The 21,926-nt window shown below is 64.6% G+C and carries 23 protein-coding genes; all 23 read left to right on the top strand.

Annotation, left to right across the window (positions count from 1 at the left end; all coding sequences use genetic code 11):
• Positions 1-2: 2 nt before the first annotated feature.
• Positions 3-1,043: a flagellar motor switch protein FliG gene (locus AB7535_RS29095; protein WP_014492656.1), complete on the top strand. Its 1,041-nt coding sequence runs from the start codon at positions 3-5 to the stop codon at positions 1,041-1,043.
• Between the two features lie 13 nt (positions 1,044-1,056).
• The gene (flhB, locus tag AB7535_RS29090; protein WP_014492657.1) at positions 1,057-2,142 is read left to right on the top strand and encodes a flagellar biosynthesis protein FlhB; all 1,086 of its coding nucleotides are present in this window, start codon (positions 1,057-1,059) and stop codon (positions 2,140-2,142) included.
• Between the two features lie 85 nt (positions 2,143-2,227).
• The gene (gene flgB / locus AB7535_RS29085) at positions 2,228-2,608 is read left to right on the top strand and encodes a flagellar basal body rod protein FlgB (RefSeq protein WP_014492658.1); all 381 of its coding nucleotides are present in this window, start codon (positions 2,228-2,230) and stop codon (positions 2,606-2,608) included.
• 11 nt (positions 2,609-2,619) lie between these two features.
• Positions 2,620-3,036, top strand: a complete 417-nt coding sequence (gene flgC, locus AB7535_RS29080) for a flagellar basal body rod protein FlgC (RefSeq protein WP_014492659.1) — start codon at positions 2,620-2,622, stop codon at positions 3,034-3,036.
• 2 nt (positions 3,037-3,038) lie between these two features.
• Positions 3,039-3,368: a flagellar hook-basal body complex protein FliE gene (locus AB7535_RS29075; RefSeq protein WP_231143359.1), complete on the top strand. Its 330-nt coding sequence runs from the start codon at positions 3,039-3,041 to the stop codon at positions 3,366-3,368.
• A 17-nt stretch (positions 3,369-3,385) separates the two neighbouring features.
• Positions 3,386-4,174 carry a flagellar basal-body rod protein FlgG gene (gene flgG / locus AB7535_RS29070; RefSeq protein WP_063981298.1) on the top strand — a complete coding sequence of 263 codons (789 nt, stop codon included), beginning with the start codon at positions 3,386-3,388 and terminating at the stop codon, positions 4,172-4,174.
• Between the two features lie 35 nt (positions 4,175-4,209).
• Positions 4,210-4,665 (top strand): flagellar basal body P-ring formation chaperone FlgA, encoded by a 456-nt coding sequence (gene flgA, locus AB7535_RS29065; protein ID WP_063986113.1) that lies wholly within the window; start codon positions 4,210-4,212, stop codon positions 4,663-4,665.
• Positions 4,662-5,792, top strand: a complete 1,131-nt coding sequence (gene flgI, locus AB7535_RS29060) for a flagellar basal body P-ring protein FlgI (RefSeq protein ID WP_135216095.1) — start codon at positions 4,662-4,664, stop codon at positions 5,790-5,792. The genes flgA and flgI overlap by 4 nt, the downstream gene beginning before the upstream one ends.
• 67 nt (positions 5,793-5,859) lie before the next feature.
• Positions 5,860-6,624, top strand: a complete 765-nt coding sequence (locus tag AB7535_RS29055) for a MotE family protein (RefSeq protein ID WP_439037395.1) — start codon at positions 5,860-5,862, stop codon at positions 6,622-6,624.
• Positions 6,625-7,320 (top strand): flagellar basal body L-ring protein FlgH, encoded by a 696-nt coding sequence (gene flgH / locus AB7535_RS29050; protein ID WP_028153467.1) that lies wholly within the window; start codon positions 6,625-6,627, stop codon positions 7,318-7,320.
• A gap of 42 nt (positions 7,321-7,362) precedes the next feature.
• Entirely contained in the window at positions 7,363-7,806 is a 444-nt protein-coding gene (locus tag AB7535_RS29045; RefSeq protein ID WP_014492666.1) for a flagellar basal body-associated FliL family protein, read from the top strand.
• Complete coding sequence (gene fliP, locus AB7535_RS29040; protein ID WP_071909955.1) at positions 7,803-8,543, top strand: flagellar type III secretion system pore protein FliP; 741 nt, start codon at positions 7,803-7,805, stop codon at positions 8,541-8,543. The genes AB7535_RS29045 and fliP overlap by 4 nt, the downstream gene beginning before the upstream one ends.
• A gap of 261 nt (positions 8,544-8,804) precedes the next feature.
• Positions 8,805-9,710, top strand: coding sequence for a flagellin N-terminal helical domain-containing protein (locus AB7535_RS29035; RefSeq protein WP_231143357.1), 906 nt, complete (start codon positions 8,805-8,807; stop codon positions 9,708-9,710).
• Positions 9,711-9,978: 268 nt separating this feature from the next.
• Positions 9,979-10,890, top strand: coding sequence for a flagellin N-terminal helical domain-containing protein (locus AB7535_RS29030; protein ID WP_071909959.1), 912 nt, complete (start codon positions 9,979-9,981; stop codon positions 10,888-10,890).
• Between the two features lie 273 nt (positions 10,891-11,163).
• A complete protein-coding gene (locus tag AB7535_RS29025) occupies positions 11,164-12,072 on the top strand; it encodes a flagellin N-terminal helical domain-containing protein (protein WP_063981304.1) in 909 nt (302 codons plus the stop codon).
• Between the two features lie 308 nt (positions 12,073-12,380).
• Entirely contained in the window at positions 12,381-14,009 is a 1,629-nt protein-coding gene (fliF, locus tag AB7535_RS29020) for a flagellar basal-body MS-ring/collar protein FliF (protein ID WP_063981305.1), read from the top strand.
• Positions 14,006-14,701: a hypothetical protein gene (locus AB7535_RS29015; protein WP_439037394.1), complete on the top strand. Its 696-nt coding sequence runs from the start codon at positions 14,006-14,008 to the stop codon at positions 14,699-14,701. The genes fliF and AB7535_RS29015 overlap by 4 nt, the downstream gene beginning before the upstream one ends.
• A 6-nt stretch (positions 14,702-14,707) precedes the next feature.
• A complete protein-coding gene (locus AB7535_RS29010; protein WP_231143355.1) occupies positions 14,708-16,048 on the top strand; it encodes a MotB family protein in 1,341 nt (446 codons plus the stop codon).
• Entirely contained in the window at positions 16,045-17,229 is a 1,185-nt protein-coding gene (locus tag AB7535_RS29005) for a chemotaxis protein (RefSeq protein ID WP_231143354.1), read from the top strand. Before AB7535_RS29010 ends, AB7535_RS29005 begins: the two co-directional genes overlap by 4 nt.
• Positions 17,226-18,551: a flagellar hook-length control protein FliK gene (fliK, locus tag AB7535_RS29000; protein WP_231143353.1), complete on the top strand. Its 1,326-nt coding sequence runs from the start codon at positions 17,226-17,228 to the stop codon at positions 18,549-18,551. The genes AB7535_RS29005 and fliK overlap by 4 nt, the downstream gene beginning before the upstream one ends.
• Positions 18,502-19,083: a transglycosylase SLT domain-containing protein gene (locus AB7535_RS28995; protein WP_231143352.1), complete on the top strand. Its 582-nt coding sequence runs from the start codon at positions 18,502-18,504 to the stop codon at positions 19,081-19,083. Before fliK ends, AB7535_RS28995 begins: the two co-directional genes overlap by 50 nt.
• Positions 19,084-19,180: 97 nt before the next feature.
• Entirely contained in the window at positions 19,181-20,413 is a 1,233-nt protein-coding gene (locus tag AB7535_RS28990) for a flagellar hook protein FlgE (RefSeq protein ID WP_063981311.1), read from the top strand.
• A gap of 34 nt (positions 20,414-20,447) precedes the next feature.
• Positions 20,448-21,923 carry a flagellar hook-associated protein FlgK gene (gene flgK, locus AB7535_RS28985; protein ID WP_439037393.1) on the top strand — a complete coding sequence of 492 codons (1,476 nt, stop codon included), beginning with the start codon at positions 20,448-20,450 and terminating at the stop codon, positions 21,921-21,923.
• Positions 21,924-21,926: the final 3 nt, after the last annotated feature.

Raw genomic sequence — 21,926 nt, 5'->3', positions numbered from 1 at the left:
TCATGGCGGCACAGGTCGGCGTCGCTCCTATCAAGCAGCGAGGCGTTGCCACGCTGGGCGGAACGGAAAAGGTCGCGGCACTCCTGCTGGCCATGGGCCGGCAGGCGGCCGCGAGCGTGCTCTCGCAGTTCGAGCCGCAGGATATCCGCATCGTCACCAAGGCCGCGGCCGAGCTGCGGCCGATCACCGCGCAGGAGCTCGAGTCGATCGTCGAGGAGTTCGCCCAGCAATTCTCGATGGGCGCCAACATTCTCGGCACCATCGGCGGTCTTGAAGCCGTGCTCGGCGACGTGCTGCCTGCCGACCAGGTCTCGGCAATCATGTCGGACCTGCTCGGCAATTCGAGCCGGTCGGTGTGGGACCGCGTCTCGTCGGTGTCGGAAAACTCGCTGGCGACGTACCTCTCCAAGGAGCATCCGCAAACCGCGGCGCTGATCCTGTCCAAGGTCAAGCCGTCCTGCGCCGCCAAGGTGATGAGCCAACTGCCGTCGAGCCTGCGCAACGAGCTGATGCGGCGCGTCCTCAGCCTCAAGCCGATCGTCGACGACGCCATGAAAGTCCTCGAGAAGACCTTGCACGAGGACCTGACGCTCAATTTCGCTCGCAACCTCGGCGCCGACACCTACGCGCGCGTCGCGGACATCATCAACAAGATGGAGCGCGGCCATATCGAGGACATGCTGAAGAGCTTGTCGGAGAAGCGTCCGAAGTCGGCCGAAGTTCTGAAGGAACTGCTGTTCACCTTCGACGACGTGGTCAATTTGACCCCGAAGGCGCGCACCATGATCTTCGACCAGGTGCCGACCGATCGCATCGTTATCGCGCTGAAAGGCACGGACAAGCATTTCCGCGAACTCATCCTGTCCTCGGTTGCCTCGCGCGTCCGCCGCGTCGTCGAGCACGAACTCGCCATCGGCGAGCCGTCGAACCAGCGCGACGTGCTGGAGGCGCGCCGCGTCATCACCGACCTTGCACTCGACCTGGCGGAAAAGGGCGAAATCGAGCTCAACCCCGAGCAGGAGGATGAGCTGGTCTTCCGCTGACCGCTGAACGGGCATGGCAGAAACATCCGATCAGGAGAGCAAGACAGAAGAGCCGACCGAGAAGAAAGTCCGCGATTCGCTCGAACAGGGCAAAATCCCGGTCTCTCGGGAGGCTTCTATCTTTGCCTCGATGGCTGCGCTGATGGTGATCCAGGCGTTCCTGATCGGCCAGGGCGTACAGCAATTGACGCCGACGCTGAAGAGCCTGCTCGACGATCCCGAAGGCTTCCCTCTCAGCAACGGCGCGGACGCGCGCAACCTGCTCACGGTGGTGGGGCTCGAGGCGCTGCGATTCCTGGTGCCGCTGGTCGTCATTCTGGCGGTGTTCGGCCTCGCCGCATCGTTGCTGCAGAATGCGCCGCGCCTGGTGCTGGAGCGCATCAAGCCGCAGCTGTCGCGAATCTCCCCGATCAGCGGCTGGAGCCGGCTGTTCGGAACGCAGGGCCTCGTCGAATTCGCCAAGTCGCTGTTCAAGCTCGTCTCGGTGACGGTCGTCGTCGTGTTCGTGCTGCGCTCGTCCGAAGCCAGGGCGTTCGAGGCGATGTACACGGATCCGGTCGCGCTGCCGGAGATGATTCTCAACATCGCGATGCGGATCGTCTCGGCGATCTGCATCGCCACCATCGTCCTGGTCGCGATCGATCTCGCCTGGGCGCGCTTTCACTGGCGGCGCGAGCTGCGCATGACCAAGCAGGAGATCAAGGACGAACACAAGCAGGCGGAAGGCGATCCCCTGATCAAGGCGCGCCTGCGCTCGCTGGCGCGCGACCGTTCGCGCCAACGCATGATCGCATCCGCTTCGCGCGCAACGCTGGTGATCGCCAACCCGACGCACTTCGCGATCGCGCTGCGCTACAAGCGCGAGGAAAACGCAGCGCCCATGGTCGTCGCCAAGGGCATGGACGTGATCGCGCTGAAGATCCGCGAAGTCGCGGAGCAGAATCGGATCCCGGTGATCGAGAACAAGGCGCTGGCGCGCGCGCTCTATGAGGCGGTTCAGGTCGACCAGGTGATTCCGGCGGAATTCTTCCGGCCGGTCGCCGAGATCATCTACTTCCTGCAGTCCAAGCAGGCGCCGAGGACCGAGAAGGTTCAGTAGATTTCCGAGCATAGCGTCGGCTGCATCAGCCTGACGAAAGCTTGCGGCCCTAAACTTAATCTTAAGAAATCAGCATGGGGCCGTCGTGGGACCGCTTTATCTCTTCGAACTCGCATCGTCGCAGGCGCGGTACCTCGAGCTCCGCCAGTCGACCATCGCGACCAACGTCGCCAACGCCAATACGCCGGGCTTCAAGGCGCGCGACGTCGAGCCCTTCAACAAGGTGCTCGACGCCACGCCGGTCAGGCTCGCGACGACGTCGCCCTCGCACATGCAATTGTCCGCGGCCGAGACCGATACGCGGAAGACCGCGAAGAAGGACAGCTGGGAAGTGGTTCATTCCGGCAACTCCGTCAGCCTCGAGCAGGAAATGATCAAGGGCAGCGACGTCAGTCGCGACTACTCGATGAACTCGGCGGTCGTGCGGTCGTTCCACCGCATGCTGCTGTCGAGCGCGAAGAGCTGAGGTGAATTGACATGCTGGACTCACTGCAAGCGTCATTGACGGTCGCGAGCTCCGGGCTCGAAGCGCAGTCGACGCGCATGCGCATCGTTTCGGAAAACCTTGCCAACGCGACCTCGACGGGGCGCACGGCCGGCGCCGATCCGTATCAGCGCAAGACCATCACCTTCGATGCCGCCATGGACCGCGCCTCGGGCGCGCAGCTTGCGAAGGTCAAGGAGATCGGGGTCGACACCACGCCGTACCGCGTGGAGTACGAGCCGGGACATCCCGCCGCCGACAAGGCCGGTTACGTCAAGCTGCCGAACGTCAACATGATGATCGAGATGGCCGACATGCGGGAAGTCAACCGGTCCTATGAAGCCAATCTCCAGGTCGTGAAACAGGTGCGGTCGATGCTGGGCATGACCATCGACCTGCTGAGGAGCTAGCAATGCTTGAGGCAATTTCATCCACCGCGATTTCCGCCGGGCAAGCGGCGAGCCGCGCGACCGAGACGCAGGCCATCGCGCCGGTGGCGCCGACCGCCATTCAGTCCACCGACGATGTCGGATTCGAATCGGTGATGAAGCAGGTGACGACGGACGCGATCGGGACGCTGAAGGCGGGCGAAGCGGCGTCGATCTCGGCGATGCAGGGCAAGGAATCGACCCGGAAGGTCGTGGAGGCGCTGATGTCGGCCGAGCAGGCCTTGCAGACCGCGGTCGCGGTTCGCGACAAGGTCGTGCAGGCCTACCAAGAAGTCGTCCGGATGTCGATTTGATCTGAGGGAATGAAACTGTGAAATCGCTCGCCATTGCGGCCACGGGCATGAACGCCCAGCAGACCAACATCGAAGTCATCGCGAACAACATCGCCAACATCAATTCGACGTCGTACAAGCGTGCGCGCGCGGAATTCACCGATCTGTTCTACCAGATGGACCGCATGCAGGGCGTCGCGAACGTCAATGGCTCCTCGCCGATCCCGGAAGGCTCCAATCTCGGTCTCGGCGTCAAGTCGACGGCCATCCGCAAGCTGCACATCCAGGGCGCGCTCACGCAGACCGGCAACCCCTACGACCTCGCGATCAACGGCCGTGGCTGGTTTCAGGTGCTCGGCCCGAACAACGAGGTGCAATACACCCGCGCCGGCTCGTTCAGCCCCAACGCCAACGGCCAGCTCGTCACCACCGACGGCTATCTGCTGGATCCCGCAATCACGATACCGCAGGGAACGGTTCAGGTCGTCGTCAACCAGACCGGACAGGTGTTTGCCAAGCTGGATACGGAAGTGAACCCGCGGCAGATCGGCCAGCTCAACCTCGCCAATTTCGCCAACGAAGCGGGCCTCGAGCCGCTCGGCAGCAACCTCTATCGCGAGACCACGGCGTCCGGCACGCCGGTCGTCGGGCTGCCGGGCGATTCCGGATACGGCAAGATCAATCAGCAATATCTCGAAGCCTCGAACGTCGACCCGGTCAAGGAAATCACCGAGTTGATCTCGGCGCAGCGCGCCTATGAAATGAACGCCAAGGTCATCCAGGCCTCGGATGAAATGGCCCAGACGGTCTCGAAGGGCATGCGCTAGTTCCGGTGTTCTCGATGTCGAACAGGGTGGGCTTGATGGTGCGCGGGTTGGCCGCCGTGCTGCTGGTTCTCGTCTCGGCGCGCCTCGCTGCGGCCGAGGAGAAGCGGCTTCCCGTGCCGGCCGTGTCGATCCGCGCCGGCGAGCTGATCCGGGACGACATGATCACGGAACGCGCCTTCGCGCCGAACGTGCTCGGCGTTGCCATGTTCATCGAAGGACGCCAGATCCTGGTCGGACGCATGGCACGGCGCGCGCTGCTGCCGGGCCAGCCGATTCCGACCAATTCGGTGGAAGATCCCTGGACGATTGCCCGCGGCGCCATGGTCAAGGTCGTGGTGGAAGACAGCGGCCTGTCGATCGTCACCTACGGCGCGGCGATGCAGTCGGGCGCGACCGGCGCGCTCATCCCGGTACGAAACACCGACACCGGCGTGATCATCAGAGGCGTCGTCCAGCCGGACGGCACCGTCAAGGTCGTGGATGGATCATGACCAGATTCTTGCTTGCGCTCGTCCTGCTCGTTTCCGCCGCCAGCGCCCAGGCGGCCGTCCGCATCAAGGACATCGCGGACATCAAGGGATTGCGCGAAAACCAGATCGTCGGTTACGGCCTCGTCATCGGCCTGAACGGCACCGGCGACACGCTCCGCAACGCTCCGTTCACGGAGCAGTCCCTGCAATCGATGCTCGAGAACATGGGCATCAACGTCAGGAACGAGACCACGAGCACCAACAATCCCCCGCGTCCGACGACGCTGCGCACACGCAACGTCGCAGCCGTTATGGTGACCGCGGATTTGGCGCCCTCGATCGGAGCGGGCGAGCGCATGGACGTGACCGTATCGTCGCTCGGCGATGCGACCTCGCTGCTCGGCGGCACGCTGGTGATGACGTCGCTGCGGGCGGCGGACGGCGCGGTCTATGCGGTGGCGCAAGGCGCGGTTACGGTCGCCGGTTACAGTGTGGGAGGGCAGGCGCAGAACGTCAGTCAGGGCACGCCGACGGCGGGCCGCATCCCGAACGGTGCGCTGGTCGAGCGCGAGGTGCAGGGAAGCCTCCACGAGATGGAGTTCCTGGTGCTGGAGCTCAAGAACCCTGATTTCGTCACCGCGACACGCATTCTCGACGCCATCAACGGTTACGCCGGTGGCCGCTACCGCGCGCAGATCGCCTTCGAGCGCGACTACCGCACCATCGTGCTGTCGAAGCCGCGCCATATCGGCCCCGTCCGCTTCCTCGCCGAAATCGGCGAGCTGACTGTCGAGCCGGACACGCCGGCGCGCGTGGTGATCAACGAGCGGACCGGTACGGTGGTGATCGGGCGCGACGTGCGCATATCGACCGTCGCCGTGACGCATGGCAACCTGACGGTTCGTGTCACCGAGCTTCCCGTGGTGTCGCAGCCGGCGCCGTTCTCGCGAGGGCAGACGGTGGTCGTTCCCCAGACCGTGGTCGAGGCCAACGAGGCCGGATCGCAGGTGGCGATCCTGAGCGGCGTCGACCTCCAGCGCCTGGTGCGCGGGCTGAACCAGATCGGCCTGAAGCCGTCGGGCATCATCGCGATCCTTCAGGCGATCAAAACGGCCGGCGCACTCCAGGCCGACGTCATCGTGCAATGATGCACAAGCGTCGTGCAAGCTTGGTCGCTCAATGCTCAGGTCTCGACCGAGAATCGCACGCGGCCCGATGCTGAAGCTGGATCACAAAGCCAAACTCCTCCTCCTGGTCGCGGCCTGCGCGTTCGGATGCGCTTCGCCCGTTCTGGCGCTGGATGAGGCCAAGCCGTCGAAGCCGCTCAACCTGCTGTCCTTCGCACGTGCCCGCGCGCCTGGTCCGCAGAAGCCGTCGGCCCCGTCGATACCGGGCGACAATGCGTCGTTCCGGGCGACGGCGTGGGCCGCCGAAGATTCCGGACCTGCGATCACGGGGGCCGTGCCGGCTCCCGAGAAGCCTGCGCCGGCACCCGCAGTCGCGCCCGTGCGCCCGGCCAAGCCGGGCAGCGTCACGGCGCCGTCGAAGCCCGCACCGGCACAGGCTGCGGTACCTGCGGACAATGAGGTCGCCCTGTTCTGCAGCAATGTCGCCGACCCCGCCGTTGATGCGCGGCTGGCCTGGCAGCTCAGGGAACTGGAGAAGGCCGAGACCCAGCTCCGGGAGCGGATCGCCGAGGTCGAGGCCAAGCGCGCCGAATACGAGAAGTGGATGGCGCTGCGTGACGACTTCCTGAAGAAGGCCGAAGCGAGCGTCGTCGAGATCTATTCGCGCATGAAGCCGGATGCCGCGGCGACCCAGATCGCCGGGATGGCGGACGAGACCGCCGCCGCCGTGCTTGCAAAACTCAGTCCGAGGAGCTCGAGCGCGATCTTCAACGAGATGGAGACGGCACGCGCGGCGCACCTTGCCGATCTGCTCGGCGGAATGCGTCGCGTGGATGACGGAAAGACCAAATAGATGAAGAATCTGATCCTCATCCTGCCGCTCCTGATGCTGACCGGGTGCATCGGCGATCCCGCGGAAGTGCTGACCGGTCCGCGACTGTCGCCGGTCGGCACCGGCCTGAGGACACAGGCCGATCCGATTCCGGTGACGCCCCGCATGCGTACGCCCGTCAGCTATCGCTCGACCTGGGACGACGGCACGGATCTCTATCGCGATCCCCGTGCCCGGCGCACCGGCGACGTCGTGACCGTCATCATCTCGATGCAGGACAAGGCCAAGCTCGACAACAAGACTGATCGTTCGCGCGATTCGCAAATCAAGTTCGGGCTGGATTGGCTGATGGACGTCGCCGGATGGCAGGACAAGGGCTCGACCAGCGCCAATCTGAACACCAACACCCAGATCAAGGGGAACGGTCAGATCGATCGTACCGAAGACATCAAGCTGTCGATTGCCGCCATCGTCACCGACGTGTTGCCCAACGGCAATATGATGATCAGCGGCTCGCAGGAGTTCAAGGTCAATACCGAGATGCGCGTGCTCAACGTCGGCGGCATCGTGCGTCCGCGCGATATCTCGCGCACCAACACGATCTCCTACGAGAAGATCGCCGAGGCACGCGTGGCCTATGGCGGTCGCGGAAATCTGTCTGACGTGCAGCAGCCTGGATGGGGACATCGGATCTATGACGCCGTGGCACCATTCTGAGAATCGCGCCGACCGCGCCGCGCCGCGAGGGCAGGGGACGTGATGCGCCTGATTGCGGCCATTGTGGTGCTGACCCTGATCGCGATCGGTGCGGGCGCGGTTGCCGGCCTGCATCTGTTCGCGGCCGCGGAGCGCGTCGCCGACGCAAAGAAGACCGCCACGCCGCCGCCCCTTGCCACGAGCTACGCCGGCAGTGCACGGCTGAGAAAGCTGTCCCCGATCGTGACCAATCTCGCCGCGCCGGCCAACAACTGGGCCCGTGTCGAAGCCTCCATGGTGACCGATAGCATGAGCGACGAGGATGCCGGCATCCTGGCCGCCCATATCAGCGAGGACATCGTGACCTATCTGCGGTCGGCATCGGTTGGCCAGTTCGAGGGATCGCGCGGGCTTCAGCATCTGCGCGACGACCTGACGGAGCGCGCCAATATCCGCTCGTCGGGCAAGATCCGCGAATTGATCATTGAGACCCTGGTGATTCAGTGAGAGTGAGAGTCCTGCTGCTCGCGTTGGTTCTGGTCGTGCTGCCCGAGGTGGCGCTGGCCCAGATTCCGGACCTCAACTCGCTGCTGCCGCCGGGCAACGGCTCCACCAGCGGCCGCATCATCCAGCTGATGGCGGTGATCACGGTGATGTCGGTGGCGCCGGGACTGCTGATCATGGTGACGAGCTTCACGCGATTTGCGGTGGCGCTGTCGTTCCTGCGCTCCGGTCTCGGCCTTCAGACCACGCCGGCCAATCTGGTGCTGATCAGCCTCGCACTGTTCATGACCTTCTACGTGATGGCGCCGACCTTCGACCGCGCCTGGGAAACCGGCGTCCAGCCGCTGATGAAGAACGAGATCTCGGAGGAGGAAGCCTATCTGAAGATCACCGATCCGTTCCGCGAGTTCATGCTGGCCCATGTCCGCGACAAGGATCTCCAGACCTTCGAGGCACTCGCCGCGGAGAGCTTCCGCAAGAAATTCGACGACAAGCGCATCGACATGCGCGTCATCATTCCGGCCTTCATGATCTCCGAGCTCAGGCGCTCGTTCGAGATCGGATTCCTCATCATCCTGCCGTTCCTCGTCATCGACATGATCGTGGCGACGCTGACCATGTCGATGGGCATGATGATGATGCCGCCGACGATCATCGCGCTGCCGTTCAAGATGCTGTTCTTCGTGTTGATCGACGGCTGGAACCTGCTGGCCTCCGGACTGGTGCGGTCGTTCTCGTAGCGACCGCGATCGCCGGCCGGTTATGGTTAGCGAAAAGTGCCGGTCTATGGTTAGCAGAGGGTAATGTTAACTATATGATATTACAGCGAAATTCAAGCCGATCTTAATCTCGGCGCAAGATTCGACGTGCTAGCAATGCGGCACGGCGGGTTGGACCCCACCCACATCAGTCCAAAGGCATGATGCCGCCCCTCCGTACCGGTGAAAGCCCGGTATGTCCCCTCGTGAAAATGTAACGCGTACATCAAAGGGACATTCGCAATGTCAAGCCTGCTTACGAACTCGACCGCCATGACCGCGCTCCAGACCCTGCGGTCTGTCAGCTCGCAACTCTCCACCACGCAGAACCGGATCTCGACCGGCCAGCGCGTGGCCACTGCTTCCGACAACGCTGCCTACTGGTCGATCGCGACGTCGATGCGCGCCGACAACGCCGCGCTCTCCGCCGTCTCCGACTCGCTCGGTCTGTCGGCTGCGACGGTCGACACCGAATATACCGCTCTGACCACGGTTATCGGCAACAAGGACTCCGGCCTGACCAAGCTGCAGGCGCTGCTGGTCGAAGCCAAGACCGCTGGTATCGACCGCACCAAGATCCAGGCGGACGTCACCCAGATCCAGCAGCAGATGAAGGCGACAGCCAGTGCGGCGACCTTCAACGGCGTGAACTGGCTGAGCACGACCGCCACCACCCCGGCGACCGTGAACCTGGTGTCGTCGTTCTCCCGCGTCGGCAGCACGCCGACCACGGGCTCGATCACCCTGACCACCGCCAACTACTCGCTCTACACCGCGACCCAGGGCGGCTTCCTGGACAAGGTGAGCGGCGCGGCGTCGATCGACACGCTCAGCATCTCCGCGCTGACCGACTCCGCGGCTGACCAGACCACGCTCGACGGCTATATCACGCAGGTCACCGCTGCGATCAACTCGGTGGCTTCGGCCGCCGCCGACCTCGGCGCCGTCAAGACCCGTATCTCGACCAACACGGACTTCGTGAAGTCGCTGATGGACTCGGTTGATCGCGGTATCGGCCAGCTCGTCGACGCCGACATGAACCAGGAGTCCACCCGCCTGGCGGCCCTCCAGGTCCAGCAGCAGCTCGGCGTGCAGGCGCTCTCGATCGCCAACAACAGCAGCCAGAGCATCCTGTCGCTGTTCCGCTAAGCCTTAGACCATCTGGGGAGGGCCGCGCTTCTCGCGAAGCGCGGCCCTTTCGTTTGGTGTGTTGCCGCGCGCACGCCGCAAATTCGGCTGCCCTGTTGCAGTCCGGGCACAGAGCCACAAGCCTCGCACAAGCTTCGCGCGCTATCGTCGCCGCTACGACAGGTTGGGCCTGCTTTTTCGCCGCCCAAAGGCATGACGCCGCCCTGTCGTACCGGTGCAAGCCCGGTATGTCCCCAAAAACAGTTCAATCTTCAAAGGGACATCAAAAATGGGTTCAAGTCTGCTCACCAACTCGTCTGCAATGACTGCGCTGCAGACCCTCCGCAATGTCAGCTCGCAGCTCGCGACCACGCAGAACCGGATCTCGACCGGCCAGCGCGTGGCCACTGCTTCCGACAACGCTGCCTACTGGTCGATCGCGACGTCGATGCGCGCCGACAACGCCGCGCTCTCCGCCGTCTCCGACTCGCTCGGTCTGTCGGCTGCGACCGTCGACACCGAATACACCGCTCTGACCGCGGTTGTCGGCGACAAGACCGGCGGCCTGACCAAGCTCCAGGCGCTGCTGGTCGAAGCCAAGACTGCTGGTATCGACCGCACCAAGATCCAGGCCGACATCACCCAGATCCAGCAGCAGATGAAGGGTACCGCCAATGCGGCGACCTTCAACGGCGTGAACTGGCTGAGCACGACCGCGACCACGCCGGCGACCTTCAACCTGGTGTCGTCGTTCTCGCGCGTCGGCGGCACGCCGACGATCGGATCCATCAGCCTGACGATCGCCAACTACTCGCTCTACACCGCGACCCAGGGCGGCATCCTGGACAAGGTGAGCGGCGCTGCATCGATCGACACGATCAGCATCGCGGCGCTGACCGACTCGACGGCTGACATGACCACGCTCGATGGCTACATCGCGCAGGTCACGGCCGGGATCAACTCGGTGGCCTCGGCCGCCGCCGACCTCGGCGCCGTCAAGAACCGCATCTCGACCAACACGGAATTCGTCAAGACCCTGATGGACTCGGTGGACCGCGGTGTTGGTCAGCTCGTCGACGCCGACATGAATGCGGAATCGACCCGCCTTCAGGCCCTGCAGACCCAGCAGCAGCTCGGCGTTCAGGCGCTCTCGATCGCCAACCAGAACAGCCAGAGCATCCTGTCGCTGTTCCGCGGCTAAGCCTCAAAACCATCCGGGAAGGCCGCGCTTCTCGCGAAGCGCGGCCTTTTCATTTGGCGTACGCTCGTCACGCGTCGTGACCTCCTGGCTCACCGTGTTGCGGTCCAGCCACGTCGCCACAAGCCTCGCACAAACTTCGCGCGCTATCGTCGCCGCTACGACAGGTTGGGCCCGCTCTTCGGCCGCCCAAAGGCATGATGCCGCCCCGCCGTACCGGTGCAAGCCCGGTATGTCCCCAAAATCAATTCAATCCGTTTCAAAGGGACGTCAAGAATGGCCTCGAGCCTGCTTACCAACTCCGCTGCAATGACCGCGCTCCAGACCCTCCGGAGCGTCAGCTCGCAGCTCGCGACCACGCAGAACCGGATCTCGACCGGCCAGCGCGTGGCCACTGCTTCCGACAACGCCGCCTACTGGTCGATCGCGACGTCGATGCGCGCCGACAACGCCGCGCTCTCCGCCGTCTCCGACTCGCTCGGTCTGTCGGCTGCGACCGTCGACACCGAATACACCGCTCTGACCGCGGTTGTCGGCGACAAGACCGGCGGCCTGACCAAGCTGCAGGCGCTGCTGGTCGAAGCCAAGACCGCTGGTATCGACCGCACCAAGATCCAGGCCGACATCACCCAGATCCAGCAGCAGATGAAGGGTACCGCCGATGCGGCAACCTTCAACGGCGTGAACTGGCTGAGCACGACCGCCGCCACCCCGGCGACCTTCAACCTGGTGTCGTCGTTCTCGCGCGTCGGCGGCACGCCGACGATCGGGTCCATCACCCTGACGATCGCCAACTACTCGCTCTATACCGCGACCCAGACCGGTATCCTGGACAAGGTGAGCGGCCCGGCGTCGGTCAACACGATCAACATCTCCGCGCTGACCGACTCGACGGCTGACCAGACCACGCTCGATGGGTACATCACGCAGCTCACCACTGCGATCAACTCGGTGTCCTCGGCCGCCGCCGACCTCGGCGCCGTCAAGAACCGCATCTCGACCAACACGGAGTTCGTCAAGACCCTGATGGACTCGGTGGATCGCGGTGTCGGTCAACTCGTCGACGCCGACATGAATGCTGAATCGACCCGCCTTCAGGCCCTTCAGACTCAGCAGCAGCTCGGCGTTCAGGCGCTCTCGATTGCCAACCAGAACAGCCAGAGCATCCTGTCGCTGTTCAAGTAAGCTTCGGCTTTGGAAACAACCGTGCTCCCCCGGGAGCACGGTCCCTGCCATGACCGGCGGGTTTGGCGGCACAAGATGTGCCCGTAATGGAAGTTCTTCCGACGCCAGACGTCATGCAACACGCCGCAGCCGATTGCGCTGCCATGCGCCCGTGCGCCCGCTTGTTGCTGCTGAGTTGATCGCGTCGTCCAGGATTCTTGTAAAATTGCAACGCCTCGCCCGCGAACTGACACATTCGCCTCCTCGCGCAACCTTCAGACAAGGTTGGCAGCGGAGTGTCCCATACGTTCGCATTTGTACGAGGTCACATGCTGCTCAGTCGTGCGCAGGTACAGCAACTGCTCAACAATCTGCTGGAGCTTGGGCCGCGACGCCTGATGGCCTTGGGACTGATCGGCTTTGCCGTTCTCGTCACCGTCGTCGGCGGCGCCTATTATCTGAGCCGGCCTGAGTTCGAAACGCTCTATACAGGCCTGAATCGCGAAGACGTGACGCGCATCGGCGCCGCGCTGCGCGAGCAGAATATCACATTCGACGTCAATACGGCCGGCGACGCCATCTCGGTGCGCCCGAGCCAGACCATGCAGGCGCGGATGCTGCTTGCCGAGAAGGGGCTGCCGACCAGCGCCAATTCCGGCTACGAGCTGTTCGACAAGATCGGCTCGCTCGGCCTGACCTCGTTCATGCAGGAAGTCACCAAGCTGCGGGCGCTGGAAGGCGAGATCGCGCGCACCGTGCAGTTGATGAAGGGCGTCAAGGCGGCGCGGGTGCATATCGTGATGCCGGTGCGCGGCTCGTTCCGGGCGACGCAGCAGCCGCCGTCGGCGTCGGTCGTGCTGCGCACCGACGGCGCGATCGAGGCGCGCACGGCGCAGTCGATCCGCCACCTCGTCGCGGCGGCCATTCCCGGCATGAGCCGCGACAAGGTGACGGTGCTGGATGCCGACGGTTCGATGCTGCTGGCCGAAGAGGACGAGGCTAGCGCGGCCCCGACCAAGATGGCGAGCCTCCAGAAGACGGTCGGCGGGATGGTGCAGGAGAACATCCGCAAGGCGTTGACGCCATATCTCGGTCTGGACAATTTCGAGGTGAGCGTCGCGCCGCAGCTCTCCACCGACAAGCGGCAGACCAACGAGACGGTCTACGACCCGGAGAGCCGCGCCGAGCGTTCGGTCCGGAACGTGCGCGAGAAGGAATCGTCGCAGAATGCGGACCGTTCGACGCCGACCACGGTGCAGCAGAACCTGCCGGACCAGCAGGTGAATAGCGGCGGCACGAAGAATTCCAGCGAGGACAAGACCCGCCGCGAGGACGTCACCAATTTCGAAGTGTCGTCCAAGACGACGACGACGGTGAGCGACGGTTACCTGGTCAAGAAACTCTTCATCGCCGTGCTGGTCAACCGCGCGCGGCTCGTCGCCGATCTCGGCGACAAGAGCAACCAGGCGATCGTCGACAGCAAGCTCGCCGAGATCAGCCAGCTCGCGGCGACGGCAGGCGGACTGGACAAGCAGCGGGGCGACCAGATCCAGGTCACGGCCGTCGACTTCATCGAAGGCTCGCGCGAACTGGCGCCGGTGCCGCCGATCAGCTTCGTCGAGATGATCAACAAGCAGCTCGGCAGCGTCATCAATGCGGTCACCATCCTGGCCGTTGCCTCGATGCTGGTCTGGTTCGGCCTTCGCCCCGCGGTCAACGGCATTCTGACGCATCGCGCAGCGCAGGAGCAGACCGAGGCGGCCGAGGCCGCCGAGCTCGAAGCTGCAACGGCGCTTGCACTGGCCGACAGTCAGGACCCCGAGCTCAACCTCGTCGAGGATCTCGAAGGCAAGATGCAGCGGACGCCGCAGAAGCGGCTGGAGCAGATCGTCCGGCTCGATCAGATGCAGGCGGCAGCAATCCTTAAAGACTGGATGCGACGCGAGGAGGCAGCATGAACGCGGCTATCGGAAAACTCCTGACGCAGTTCGACGCGAATGGGCGGGCCAAGTCTCCACCGCCGCCTCCGCCCCCCAAGATCCAGGATGTGCTGACAAGGCCGATGGAGGTGCGGCGCGAGCCCCAGCCGCCGCGTCAGGCCCAATCGCAGCCGCAGCTTCAGTCGCCGCTTCCGGCGCCCGAGGCCGAAGCCCCGCCGGTCAATCTTCTCGAGGATGCCTATCGTCGCGGCCATGCCGCCGGTGTCGCGGAAGGCGATGCCAGGATTGCCGAGGAGCGCGTTCGCAGCGCGATCTGGCTCGGCGAGGAGCGGGCCAAATGGTCCGACCAGCAGGCGGCCACGATCGTGGGCGGCTTCGAGACGGCCTGCCGCGAGATCGAAACCAACATCGCAAGCTCGGTTGCGCGGATATTGCTGCCTTTCCTCGCCGATGCCGTCCGTGACAAGGCGATCGGATCGCTGGTCGAGCAGATCGCAGCGCTGACCGGCAATTCGCCGGTGCCGGTGTTCAAGATCACCGGCCCGGGCGAATTGCTCGATCTGGTGCGCTCGCAGCTCCAGACGGCCCGGCGAACCGGGATTGAATACGAAGCCGCCGAGACTTTCGAGGTCCGCGTTGTCGCCGACCAGACCGTGATCGAGACGCAGATTGCGGCGTGGAGCGAACGTCTGAACGAGGCGCGCCGGTAGTCTGCCATGGAAGAAGTCAAGCACGAGCTGGTGATCATCCGCAGGCGCAGCGCCTTCGCCGAGGAGGCGCATCACGGTGGCGTCTGGAAGATCGCGTATGCGGACTTCATGACCGCGATGATGGCGTTCTTTCTGGTCATGTGGCTGCTCAATGCGCTCAACCAGGACCAGAAGCAGGTGGTCGCGAGCTATTTCAACCCGATCAAGCTCGCGGAGAACGCACCCGCCCCGAAGGGCCTCAAGGATCTCAGCAAGAAGGAGCCGACGCAGTTCGAAGGCCAGGACGGCAAGCGTCAGCCGGCCGGGCCGAACGAAGAACGTCGCGGAGACTCGCCGACGGCGGAGAAGCCTGCCTCCTTCGAAGAGAAGGTTCTGTTCCGCGATCCCTATGCGACGCTTGCCGAGATCGCCAACAGCGCGAACCAGGCCTCGGGCCAGCGCCGTGCCGGCGCGCTGACCTCCGCCGAAGAGGACGGCCTCAAGGGCGGCGATGCCTACCGCGATCCCTTCGATCCCGGCTATTGGAAGTTGACGCCGCAGACGTCCAAGGATGCGGATCACTTCGTCGACAGCGAGCCAAAGCCGAACGCGTCCGCGCGCGACAACGCGTCCGCGACAGGTCAGGGCGAGCCGCAGGCGCAACGTGCCAAGCAGGACGATGCCGGCGGAAGCGTGGCGCCGAACGCGGACGCGTCGTCCGCAAGCCTGTCGCCCCTGCTGCCGCCGGGGCCTGCGCCTTCGCAGGCTCAACGCGATGGCAGTGCCCAGGCAAATGCGCCGCAACCGGGCGCCCAGGCTGGCGCTCAAGCCAATGCCGCCGCGCAGCCACGCCCCGGCGATCAAGCAAAGAATTCCGAATCGCGCGATGTGGCACAGACCCAGCAGCCGACCGTCAAGCAGCTTCAGTCTGCTATTGCGGATGCGCTGTCGGACATCAAGGCCGGTGCGGGCCCGGTTGCCGAGGTGCGTCAGGTCGAGGAGGGCCTTCTGATCAGCCTGACCGACGATGCGAGCTTCGGGATGTTCGCGGTCGGCTCGGCCGAGCCGCGGCCTGAGCTGATCCGCGTGATCGACAAGATCGGGCCGCTGCTGACGAAGCGCCAGGGCATGATCATCGTCCGCGGCCACACCGACAATCGGCCTTACAAGTCCGAGAATTACGACAATTGGCGGCTGTCGACCGCGCGCGCGCAGATGGCTTACTACATGCTGGTTCGGTCCGGCGTCGATGCGCAGCGGATCGAGCATGTCGAAGGCTACGCCGATCGGCGGCCGAAACTGACGAACGATCCTGCTGCCGCCCAGAACCGCCGGATCGAGATCCTGATCCGGGAGAAGCGCCCTTGATCAGGCCGCTCCTGCGCGCCGCGCTGCTGCTGCCGTTCACGACGGTATGCGCGTTTGCCGATCCGGCACCGTCCCCGGCACCAACCTCGGGCGAGCCCTATGAGCTCGTGCGCACCTTGCAGGCGGTGCAGGATGGCATTGCCCGCGGCGACACCGCGGCGCATGGCAGCCACATCGCGCTGACCCGGCAGGTCGGTGAAAAGTTCCTCGCCGCCGATCCGAGCGTGTGGAGCAACGCGCAGAACGGCCAGGCCGTCATCATCTATTTGCTCAGCGGCGGCGGGCCGCAGGTCGTCCGAAAGCTGCCGCGCGACAAGCTGAACGTCGACGAGCGGCTATTCAATGGTGCGCTGGCCTATGTCGAAGGCCGCCAGGACGAAGCGCGCGAACTGCTCAAGGACGTCAAGCCGCGCACGTTGCCAACGGGCCTGGGCGGACAGGTCGCGCTGGTCCAGGGCGCGCTGTTCGCGCGCGCCGAGGCATCGCTCGCGATCGAGCGTCTGGACGACGCGCGACTGCTGTTGCCGGGCACGCTGGTGGAGGAGGCGGCGCTGCGGCGCGAGATCCTGCTGGTCGGGCAGGCCGAGGATTTCGACAAGTTCGAGTTCCTGACGCTCGCCTATATCCGCCATTACCGCAACTCGGTCTATGCCGGGGACTTCTGGCAGCGCTTCGCCTCCGGCCTGACGCAATCGAGCATTGCTCTGGACGAGCGCCGGTTTGCGCGGATCGTCACTCTGCTGGAGCAGATCGACCGCGCGAGCCGCCTCAAGCTTTATCTCGTGATCGCGCGCACCGCGATGGTGCATGGACGGCTGGCGGTGACCCGGCTTGCAGGCGAGCGTGCGCTGACGCTCAGCGCCGACGCGTCGGAGGATCGCGAGCGCGCGCATTTCTTCCGCGGCGTCTCGCGGGCGCTCACTGACGAGTATGACGGCGGTGTCGCCGAGTTGAAGGCCCTCGACCGCTCGAAGTTGCCCGAGCGCGACGTTCCGTTGCTGAATGCGACGTTGCAGCTCGCACTCGATGTCCGCAAGCCGTTCGCGGGCGGATCCACCGCCGCCGCCGACAAGCCTCCGGTCACGCCGGCGCGTCTCGATCTCGCCGCGTCGACCGAGACGCTTGCGCGCGCGCGGAAGCAGCTCGGCGAACTCGAACGCCTTACCAGGGATCGCCCATGACGAAGCTCAGTGGAACCTCCGGACAGGTCTTTTCGGGTCTCGCCGAAAGCCTCAACGTGCGCGGCGCATCGCGCTCGGGAAAATCCGCCGGAACGAAATCGCCGGCAGATTCGTCGTTCAACGATCTGCTGCACACCGTCTCGAATCTCGCGAAGCGGGCGCTCAACGACGAGGGCGGCAACACGAGCGCGAAGGCCGGATCGCTGCGCACGCACCTCGCGCGCCCGGCCGACAAGGACAAGACGGTGCGGGAACGCACCGAGGCGGATGACGAGCCCGAATCCATTCGCAAATCGTCCGACGAGAAAACTGAAAAATCGCCGGAGACGCAAACTCCGGTCGACCACAGCGCGAAGACCGATGTTTCGGCCCGATCCAGCATTCCGGTGGTCGTCGAACAGCAGTTCGCCGCCGTGCCGGCCGCGAAGCCGCAACTGCAATCGCCGGCGGCCGACAAGAAGGACGCGCCTGCGCGCGACGAGCGCTCTGCCACGACGAAGCGTGAGGTCCAGGGCATGGCGAAGGTCACCTCTGCCGAGCCCGCGCCGCCCGCTGCCGCTTCAACGGGCACGCGCTCGCAGGCCGCGCCTTCGCAGGCGGCGGCAGCCGCGCAGCAAGGCAGCGATGCGTCCTCGAAGCCAATGCCCGCGACGCAAGGCTTCGAGGCCGTCACGGCCAATGTCGAACGCGCCGTCAAAGCCTCGGCGCGGGACGCATTGCCCGAAGCGACCAAGGTCACCGTGGTCCAGCAGGAGACCCATCTGCCGCCGGCGCAGTTCAGCGCTCCGCAGCAGATCGCCAACGCAGTCGTCGCCGAGCTGAAGGAGTCGCCGGCTCCGACGGCGTCCACCGCCCCCGATCTCGCGACGTCGCGGACCAATGCGCCTGAGCCGCTGAAGATCCTGACGATCAATCTCGAACCGCCGGCACTCGGCAACGTCACGGTACGCCTTCGCCTCGTCGGCTCGGAGGTTTCCGTTCACCTCGCGGCCGCGCGCAAGGACACCAGCCTGATGCTGGATCAGCAGCGCGAGTCGATCCGCGATCTCATGCAGTCGGCGGGCTATGTCGCCGACGTCGCGCCCGTGCAGCACGGCTCGCTGGACGGATTCCAGAGCGGCTCCGGCCAGCCGCAGCCGCAGCTCTCCGGCCAGCAACAGCCATCGTCGCAGTCGCAAGGCACGTTCGGCGGCGCCGGCACGTCGTCCGGGCAATCGGACGGCGGTGCGAAGCAGGCCCGGCAGGAGCGCCAGTCCAACGAGGAGACGCGTCATGACCAGGACGTGGGGCCGCATATTCGCCGCGGCCCTGTTTATCTGTAGCGCGGGCGCCGCGGCAGCGGCGACCAACAACGCGCGCCCGTGCGAGCGCGAGATGGCGCGCGCGTCCCAGCAGCATGGGATCCCGCTCGGCATTCTCTATGCGGTCGGCCTCACCGAGACCGGACGGCGCGGTTCGCTCCACCCTTACGCGCTCGGCGCCGACGGCCAGACCGTGTTCGCCAAGGACATGAACGACGCGATCGCGAATTTCGAGACGATGCGCAGCAAGGGCATCAAGCTGATCGACCTCGGCTGCATGCAGATCAACCATTATTATCACGGCGACAAGTTCACGTCGGTGCGCGCGATGTTCGATCCCGCGAAGAACGTCGAATACGCCGCACGCTTCCTGAAAGAGCTGAAGCAGCGCGAGGGCAGCTGGACCATGGCGGTCGCGCGCTACAACGCAGGCCCCAACAATCAGCCCGCGCAGAAGCGCTACGTCTGTCACATCGTCGCGCATCTCGTCTCCAGCGGCTTCGGCGCGTGGACCGACAAGGCGCGCTCGTTCTGTCAGCCGAAGACAACGTGACCGCTACAACCTGAAAGTTGTGCACGGATCCTAATCATCAGCTCCGCGCAAGCAAGAACCCGCATTGTAGATACAACCTGACAAAGGAGCCTACTTCATGAGCCTGTATGGTGTTATGCGCACCGGCGTTTCCGGAATGAGCGCGCAGTCCAACAAGCTGTCGACGGTTTCGGACAACATCGCGAACGTCAACACGACCGGTTACAAGCGGGCTTCGACGGAATTCTCGTCACTGATCCTGAAGAGCGGCTCGGGCAATTACGACTCCGGCGCCGTCGAGACGACGGTTCGCTACGCCATCAGCGACGCGGGACACACGCAGTTCACCACGTCGACCACGGACCTCGCCGTGCAGGGCAACGGCTTCTTCGTGGTGTCGAACGCCGCCAACACGCAGCAATATCTGACGCGCGCCGGCTCGTTCGTGCCGGACGCCCAGGGCAATCTGGTCAACGCGGCCGGCTACTACCTCCTGGGCCAGCCTGGTAAGGTGACCAATTTCTCGCAGAACAGCCTGTCCGGCATGCAGATCGTCAACATTGCCCAGGTTTCGCAAGTGCCTGTGCCGTCGACGGCGGGAACGCTCACGACCGGCAATCTGGATCCGAAAGCGGCTGTGATCGCCGGTCCGCCCGGGCCGGCGTCATATTCGTCGAAGAGCTCGATCGTGGCCTACAACAATATCGGCCAGGCCGTTACGCTCGACGTCTACATGTCCCACACGGCGACGGCCGCCGGCTCTGACACCTGGCAGCTTCAGGCTTACAACTCCGCGACAGGTGCGTCGGTCGGTGCCGCCACCACTTTCACCTTCGATACGACCGCAGCCGGCAAAGGCACGCTGGCCGCGGCGAGCCCGACGACTCTCGCCCTCACCGTTCCCGGCGGTGCGGCGATGAGCCTGGACCTGTCGAACATGACGCAGGTCGGAACCGACTTCAGCTTCAAGGCGACTGTCAATGGCAGCGTTCCATCGGCCATCGACAAAGTCGATGTCGACGATTCGGGCTTCGTGACGGCGATCCTCAAGAACGGTCAGCAGCTGACGCTCTACACCATCATGCTCGCCGACGTCGCGAGCCCCGACAACCTGACGCCGGAGCCCGGCAACGTCTATTCGACCAACATGAATTCCGGCAACGCGCAGGCCGGGAATGCCGGTACCGGCGGTCTCGGCACTGTCCAGTCGGGCGCGCTGGAGGACTCCAACGTCGACCTCGCGGACGAACTCACCGGGATGATCGAGGCGCAGCGCGGCTTCACTGCGAATTCGAAATCGTTCCAGACCGGCGCCGATCTTCTCGACGTCGTCGTCAACCTGAAGCGCTGAATCCTCAAGCGCTCATTCCGGGCAAGAGCAGATTATGTCCCTTACCGCCGCTCTCGACTCCGCTCGTGCGTCGCTCATGGCGTCGGGTATCCAGTCGTCGACGATCTCGCGCAACATAGCCGGTGCCAGCGCCGCCGGCTATTCGCGCAAGATCGCCGTGCTGGACAATCTCCCCGGGGCCGGCGTCTATGTGGCGGCGATCCAGCGCGCCGCCAGCTCGGGTCTCTATAATAACGTCCTGATCGCGACGTCTGGGTCCGCCAAGCAGAATGCGATCCTGGACGGTCTTCAGAAGATATCGGCCTCGACTGTGGACGATCCCGAACTTGGGCAGTCGCCGGCCGCCCAGCTCAACAAGCTGAAGCAGGCGCTCCAGCAATATGCCAACGCTCCGGACAACACCACGCTGGCGCAGGCGGCGGTCACGTCCGCCAAGGACATGGCGACCGCGCTCAACCAGGCCACCAAGACCGTGCAGACGGTGCGCCAGGGAGCGGACGCCGACATGGCGACTTCGGTCGGGAATATCAATCAGCTCCTGACCCAGTTCGATAAGGTCAACACCGCGATCGTGAAGGGGACGATCGCCGGCGACGACGTCACCGATTATCTCGACCAGCGCGACAACATCGTCTCGAAGATGTCGCAGGAGGTCGGCGTCTCGATGACGCTGCGCGCCAACGGCGACGCGGCGCTCTACACCGACAGCGGTGTCGTGCTGTTCGACAAGACGGCGCGCTCGGTCAGCTTCGCGGCGACCAACATCTATACGCCCGGGACCACCGGAAATGCTGTCTATATCGACGGTGTCCCGGTCACCGGCGCCAATTCCGTGATGCCGATCAAGACCGGCAAGCTCGCTGGCCTCGCCCAATTGCGCGACAACGCCACGGTCACGTATCAGAGCCAGCTCGACGAGGTCGCACGCGGCCTTGTCGAATCCTTCAAGGAGGTCGACCAGTCCGGCGCCGCGCTGCCCGACCGGCCCGGCCTCTTCACCTATCCCGGCTCACCCGCGATGCCCGCAAGCGCGACCGTCTCGGTCGGCCTGGCCGGCTCGATCAGCGTTGCCGCGTCGGTCGACCCGGCCCAGGGCGGCAATCCCAACCTGCTGCGTGATGGCGCGATCAGCGGCAACGTCGCCTACAGATACAACACCACCGGCAATGCCGGCTACTCGACCAGGCTGCAGCAGCTGATCGGCAACATGGATGCGTCGCAGCCGTTCGATGCAACCACGCAAGGCAAGCCGAGCGGCAGCTTGATCGACTTCGCGGCGTCGTCGACGAGCTGGATCGAAAACCAGCGCAAGGCCGCGGACGACTACGCCACCTATCAGAACACGCTACTCGACCGCAGCTCCGCAGCGCTGTCGAACGTCAGCGGCGTCAACATGGACGACGAGATGTCCTTGATGCTTCAGGTCGAACGTACCTATTCGGCGTCGTCGAAGATCATCTCGACCGTCGACCAAATGTTGCAGAGCCTGCTGGCCGCCGTGGGGAATTAAGTC

Origin of the sequence: Bradyrhizobium sp. 956_D2_N1_4, assembly GCF_052076025.1 — a bacterium.
Classification (GTDB): domain Bacteria; phylum Pseudomonadota; class Alphaproteobacteria; order Rhizobiales; family Xanthobacteraceae; genus Bradyrhizobium; species Bradyrhizobium barranii.
Note: the sequence above shows the minus strand (reverse complement) of the source record. Positions and strands in the feature narration are given on the sequence as shown.

What these genes read in the sequence shown, in the direction of transcription:
- AB7535_RS29095 (WP_014492656.1), top strand. Translation starts at nt 3, where the DNA reads ATGGCGGCACAGGTCGGCGTCGCTCCTATCAAGCAGCGAGGCGTTGCC.
- AB7535_RS29075 (WP_231143359.1), top strand. Translation starts at nt 3,039, where the DNA reads ATGCTTGAGGCAATTTCATCCACCGCGATTTCCGCCGGGCAAGCGGCG.
- AB7535_RS29035 (WP_231143357.1), top strand. Translation starts at nt 8,805, where the DNA reads ATGTCAAGCCTGCTTACGAACTCGACCGCCATGACCGCGCTCCAGACC.
- AB7535_RS29010 (WP_231143355.1), top strand. Translation starts at nt 14,708, where the DNA reads ATGGAAGAAGTCAAGCACGAGCTGGTGATCATCCGCAGGCGCAGCGCC.
- AB7535_RS29015 (WP_439037394.1), top strand. Translation starts at nt 14,006, where the DNA reads ATGAACGCGGCTATCGGAAAACTCCTGACGCAGTTCGACGCGAATGGG.
- fliF (WP_063981305.1), top strand. Translation starts at nt 12,381, where the DNA reads ATGCTGCTCAGTCGTGCGCAGGTACAGCAACTGCTCAACAATCTGCTG.
- flgK (WP_439037393.1), top strand. Translation starts at nt 20,448, where the DNA reads ATGTCCCTTACCGCCGCTCTCGACTCCGCTCGTGCGTCGCTCATGGCG.
- AB7535_RS29025 (WP_063981304.1), top strand. Translation starts at nt 11,164, where the DNA reads ATGGCCTCGAGCCTGCTTACCAACTCCGCTGCAATGACCGCGCTCCAG.
- flgI (WP_135216095.1), top strand. Translation starts at nt 4,662, where the DNA reads ATGACCAGATTCTTGCTTGCGCTCGTCCTGCTCGTTTCCGCCGCCAGC.
- flgA (WP_063986113.1), top strand. Translation starts at nt 4,210, where the DNA reads ATGGTGCGCGGGTTGGCCGCCGTGCTGCTGGTTCTCGTCTCGGCGCGC.
- AB7535_RS29030 (WP_071909959.1), top strand. Translation starts at nt 9,979, where the DNA reads ATGGGTTCAAGTCTGCTCACCAACTCGTCTGCAATGACTGCGCTGCAG.
- flhB (WP_014492657.1), top strand. Translation starts at nt 1,057, where the DNA reads ATGGCAGAAACATCCGATCAGGAGAGCAAGACAGAAGAGCCGACCGAG.
- flgH (WP_028153467.1), top strand. Translation starts at nt 6,625, where the DNA reads ATGAAGAATCTGATCCTCATCCTGCCGCTCCTGATGCTGACCGGGTGC.
- flgC (WP_014492659.1), top strand. Translation starts at nt 2,620, where the DNA reads ATGCTGGACTCACTGCAAGCGTCATTGACGGTCGCGAGCTCCGGGCTC.
- AB7535_RS29045 (WP_014492666.1), top strand. Translation starts at nt 7,363, where the DNA reads ATGCGCCTGATTGCGGCCATTGTGGTGCTGACCCTGATCGCGATCGGT.
- AB7535_RS28995 (WP_231143352.1), top strand. Translation starts at nt 18,502, where the DNA reads ATGACCAGGACGTGGGGCCGCATATTCGCCGCGGCCCTGTTTATCTGT.
- AB7535_RS29055 (WP_439037395.1), top strand. Translation starts at nt 5,860, where the DNA reads ATGCTGAAGCTGGATCACAAAGCCAAACTCCTCCTCCTGGTCGCGGCC.
- AB7535_RS28990 (WP_063981311.1), top strand. Translation starts at nt 19,181, where the DNA reads ATGAGCCTGTATGGTGTTATGCGCACCGGCGTTTCCGGAATGAGCGCG.
- fliK (WP_231143353.1), top strand. Translation starts at nt 17,226, where the DNA reads ATGACGAAGCTCAGTGGAACCTCCGGACAGGTCTTTTCGGGTCTCGCC.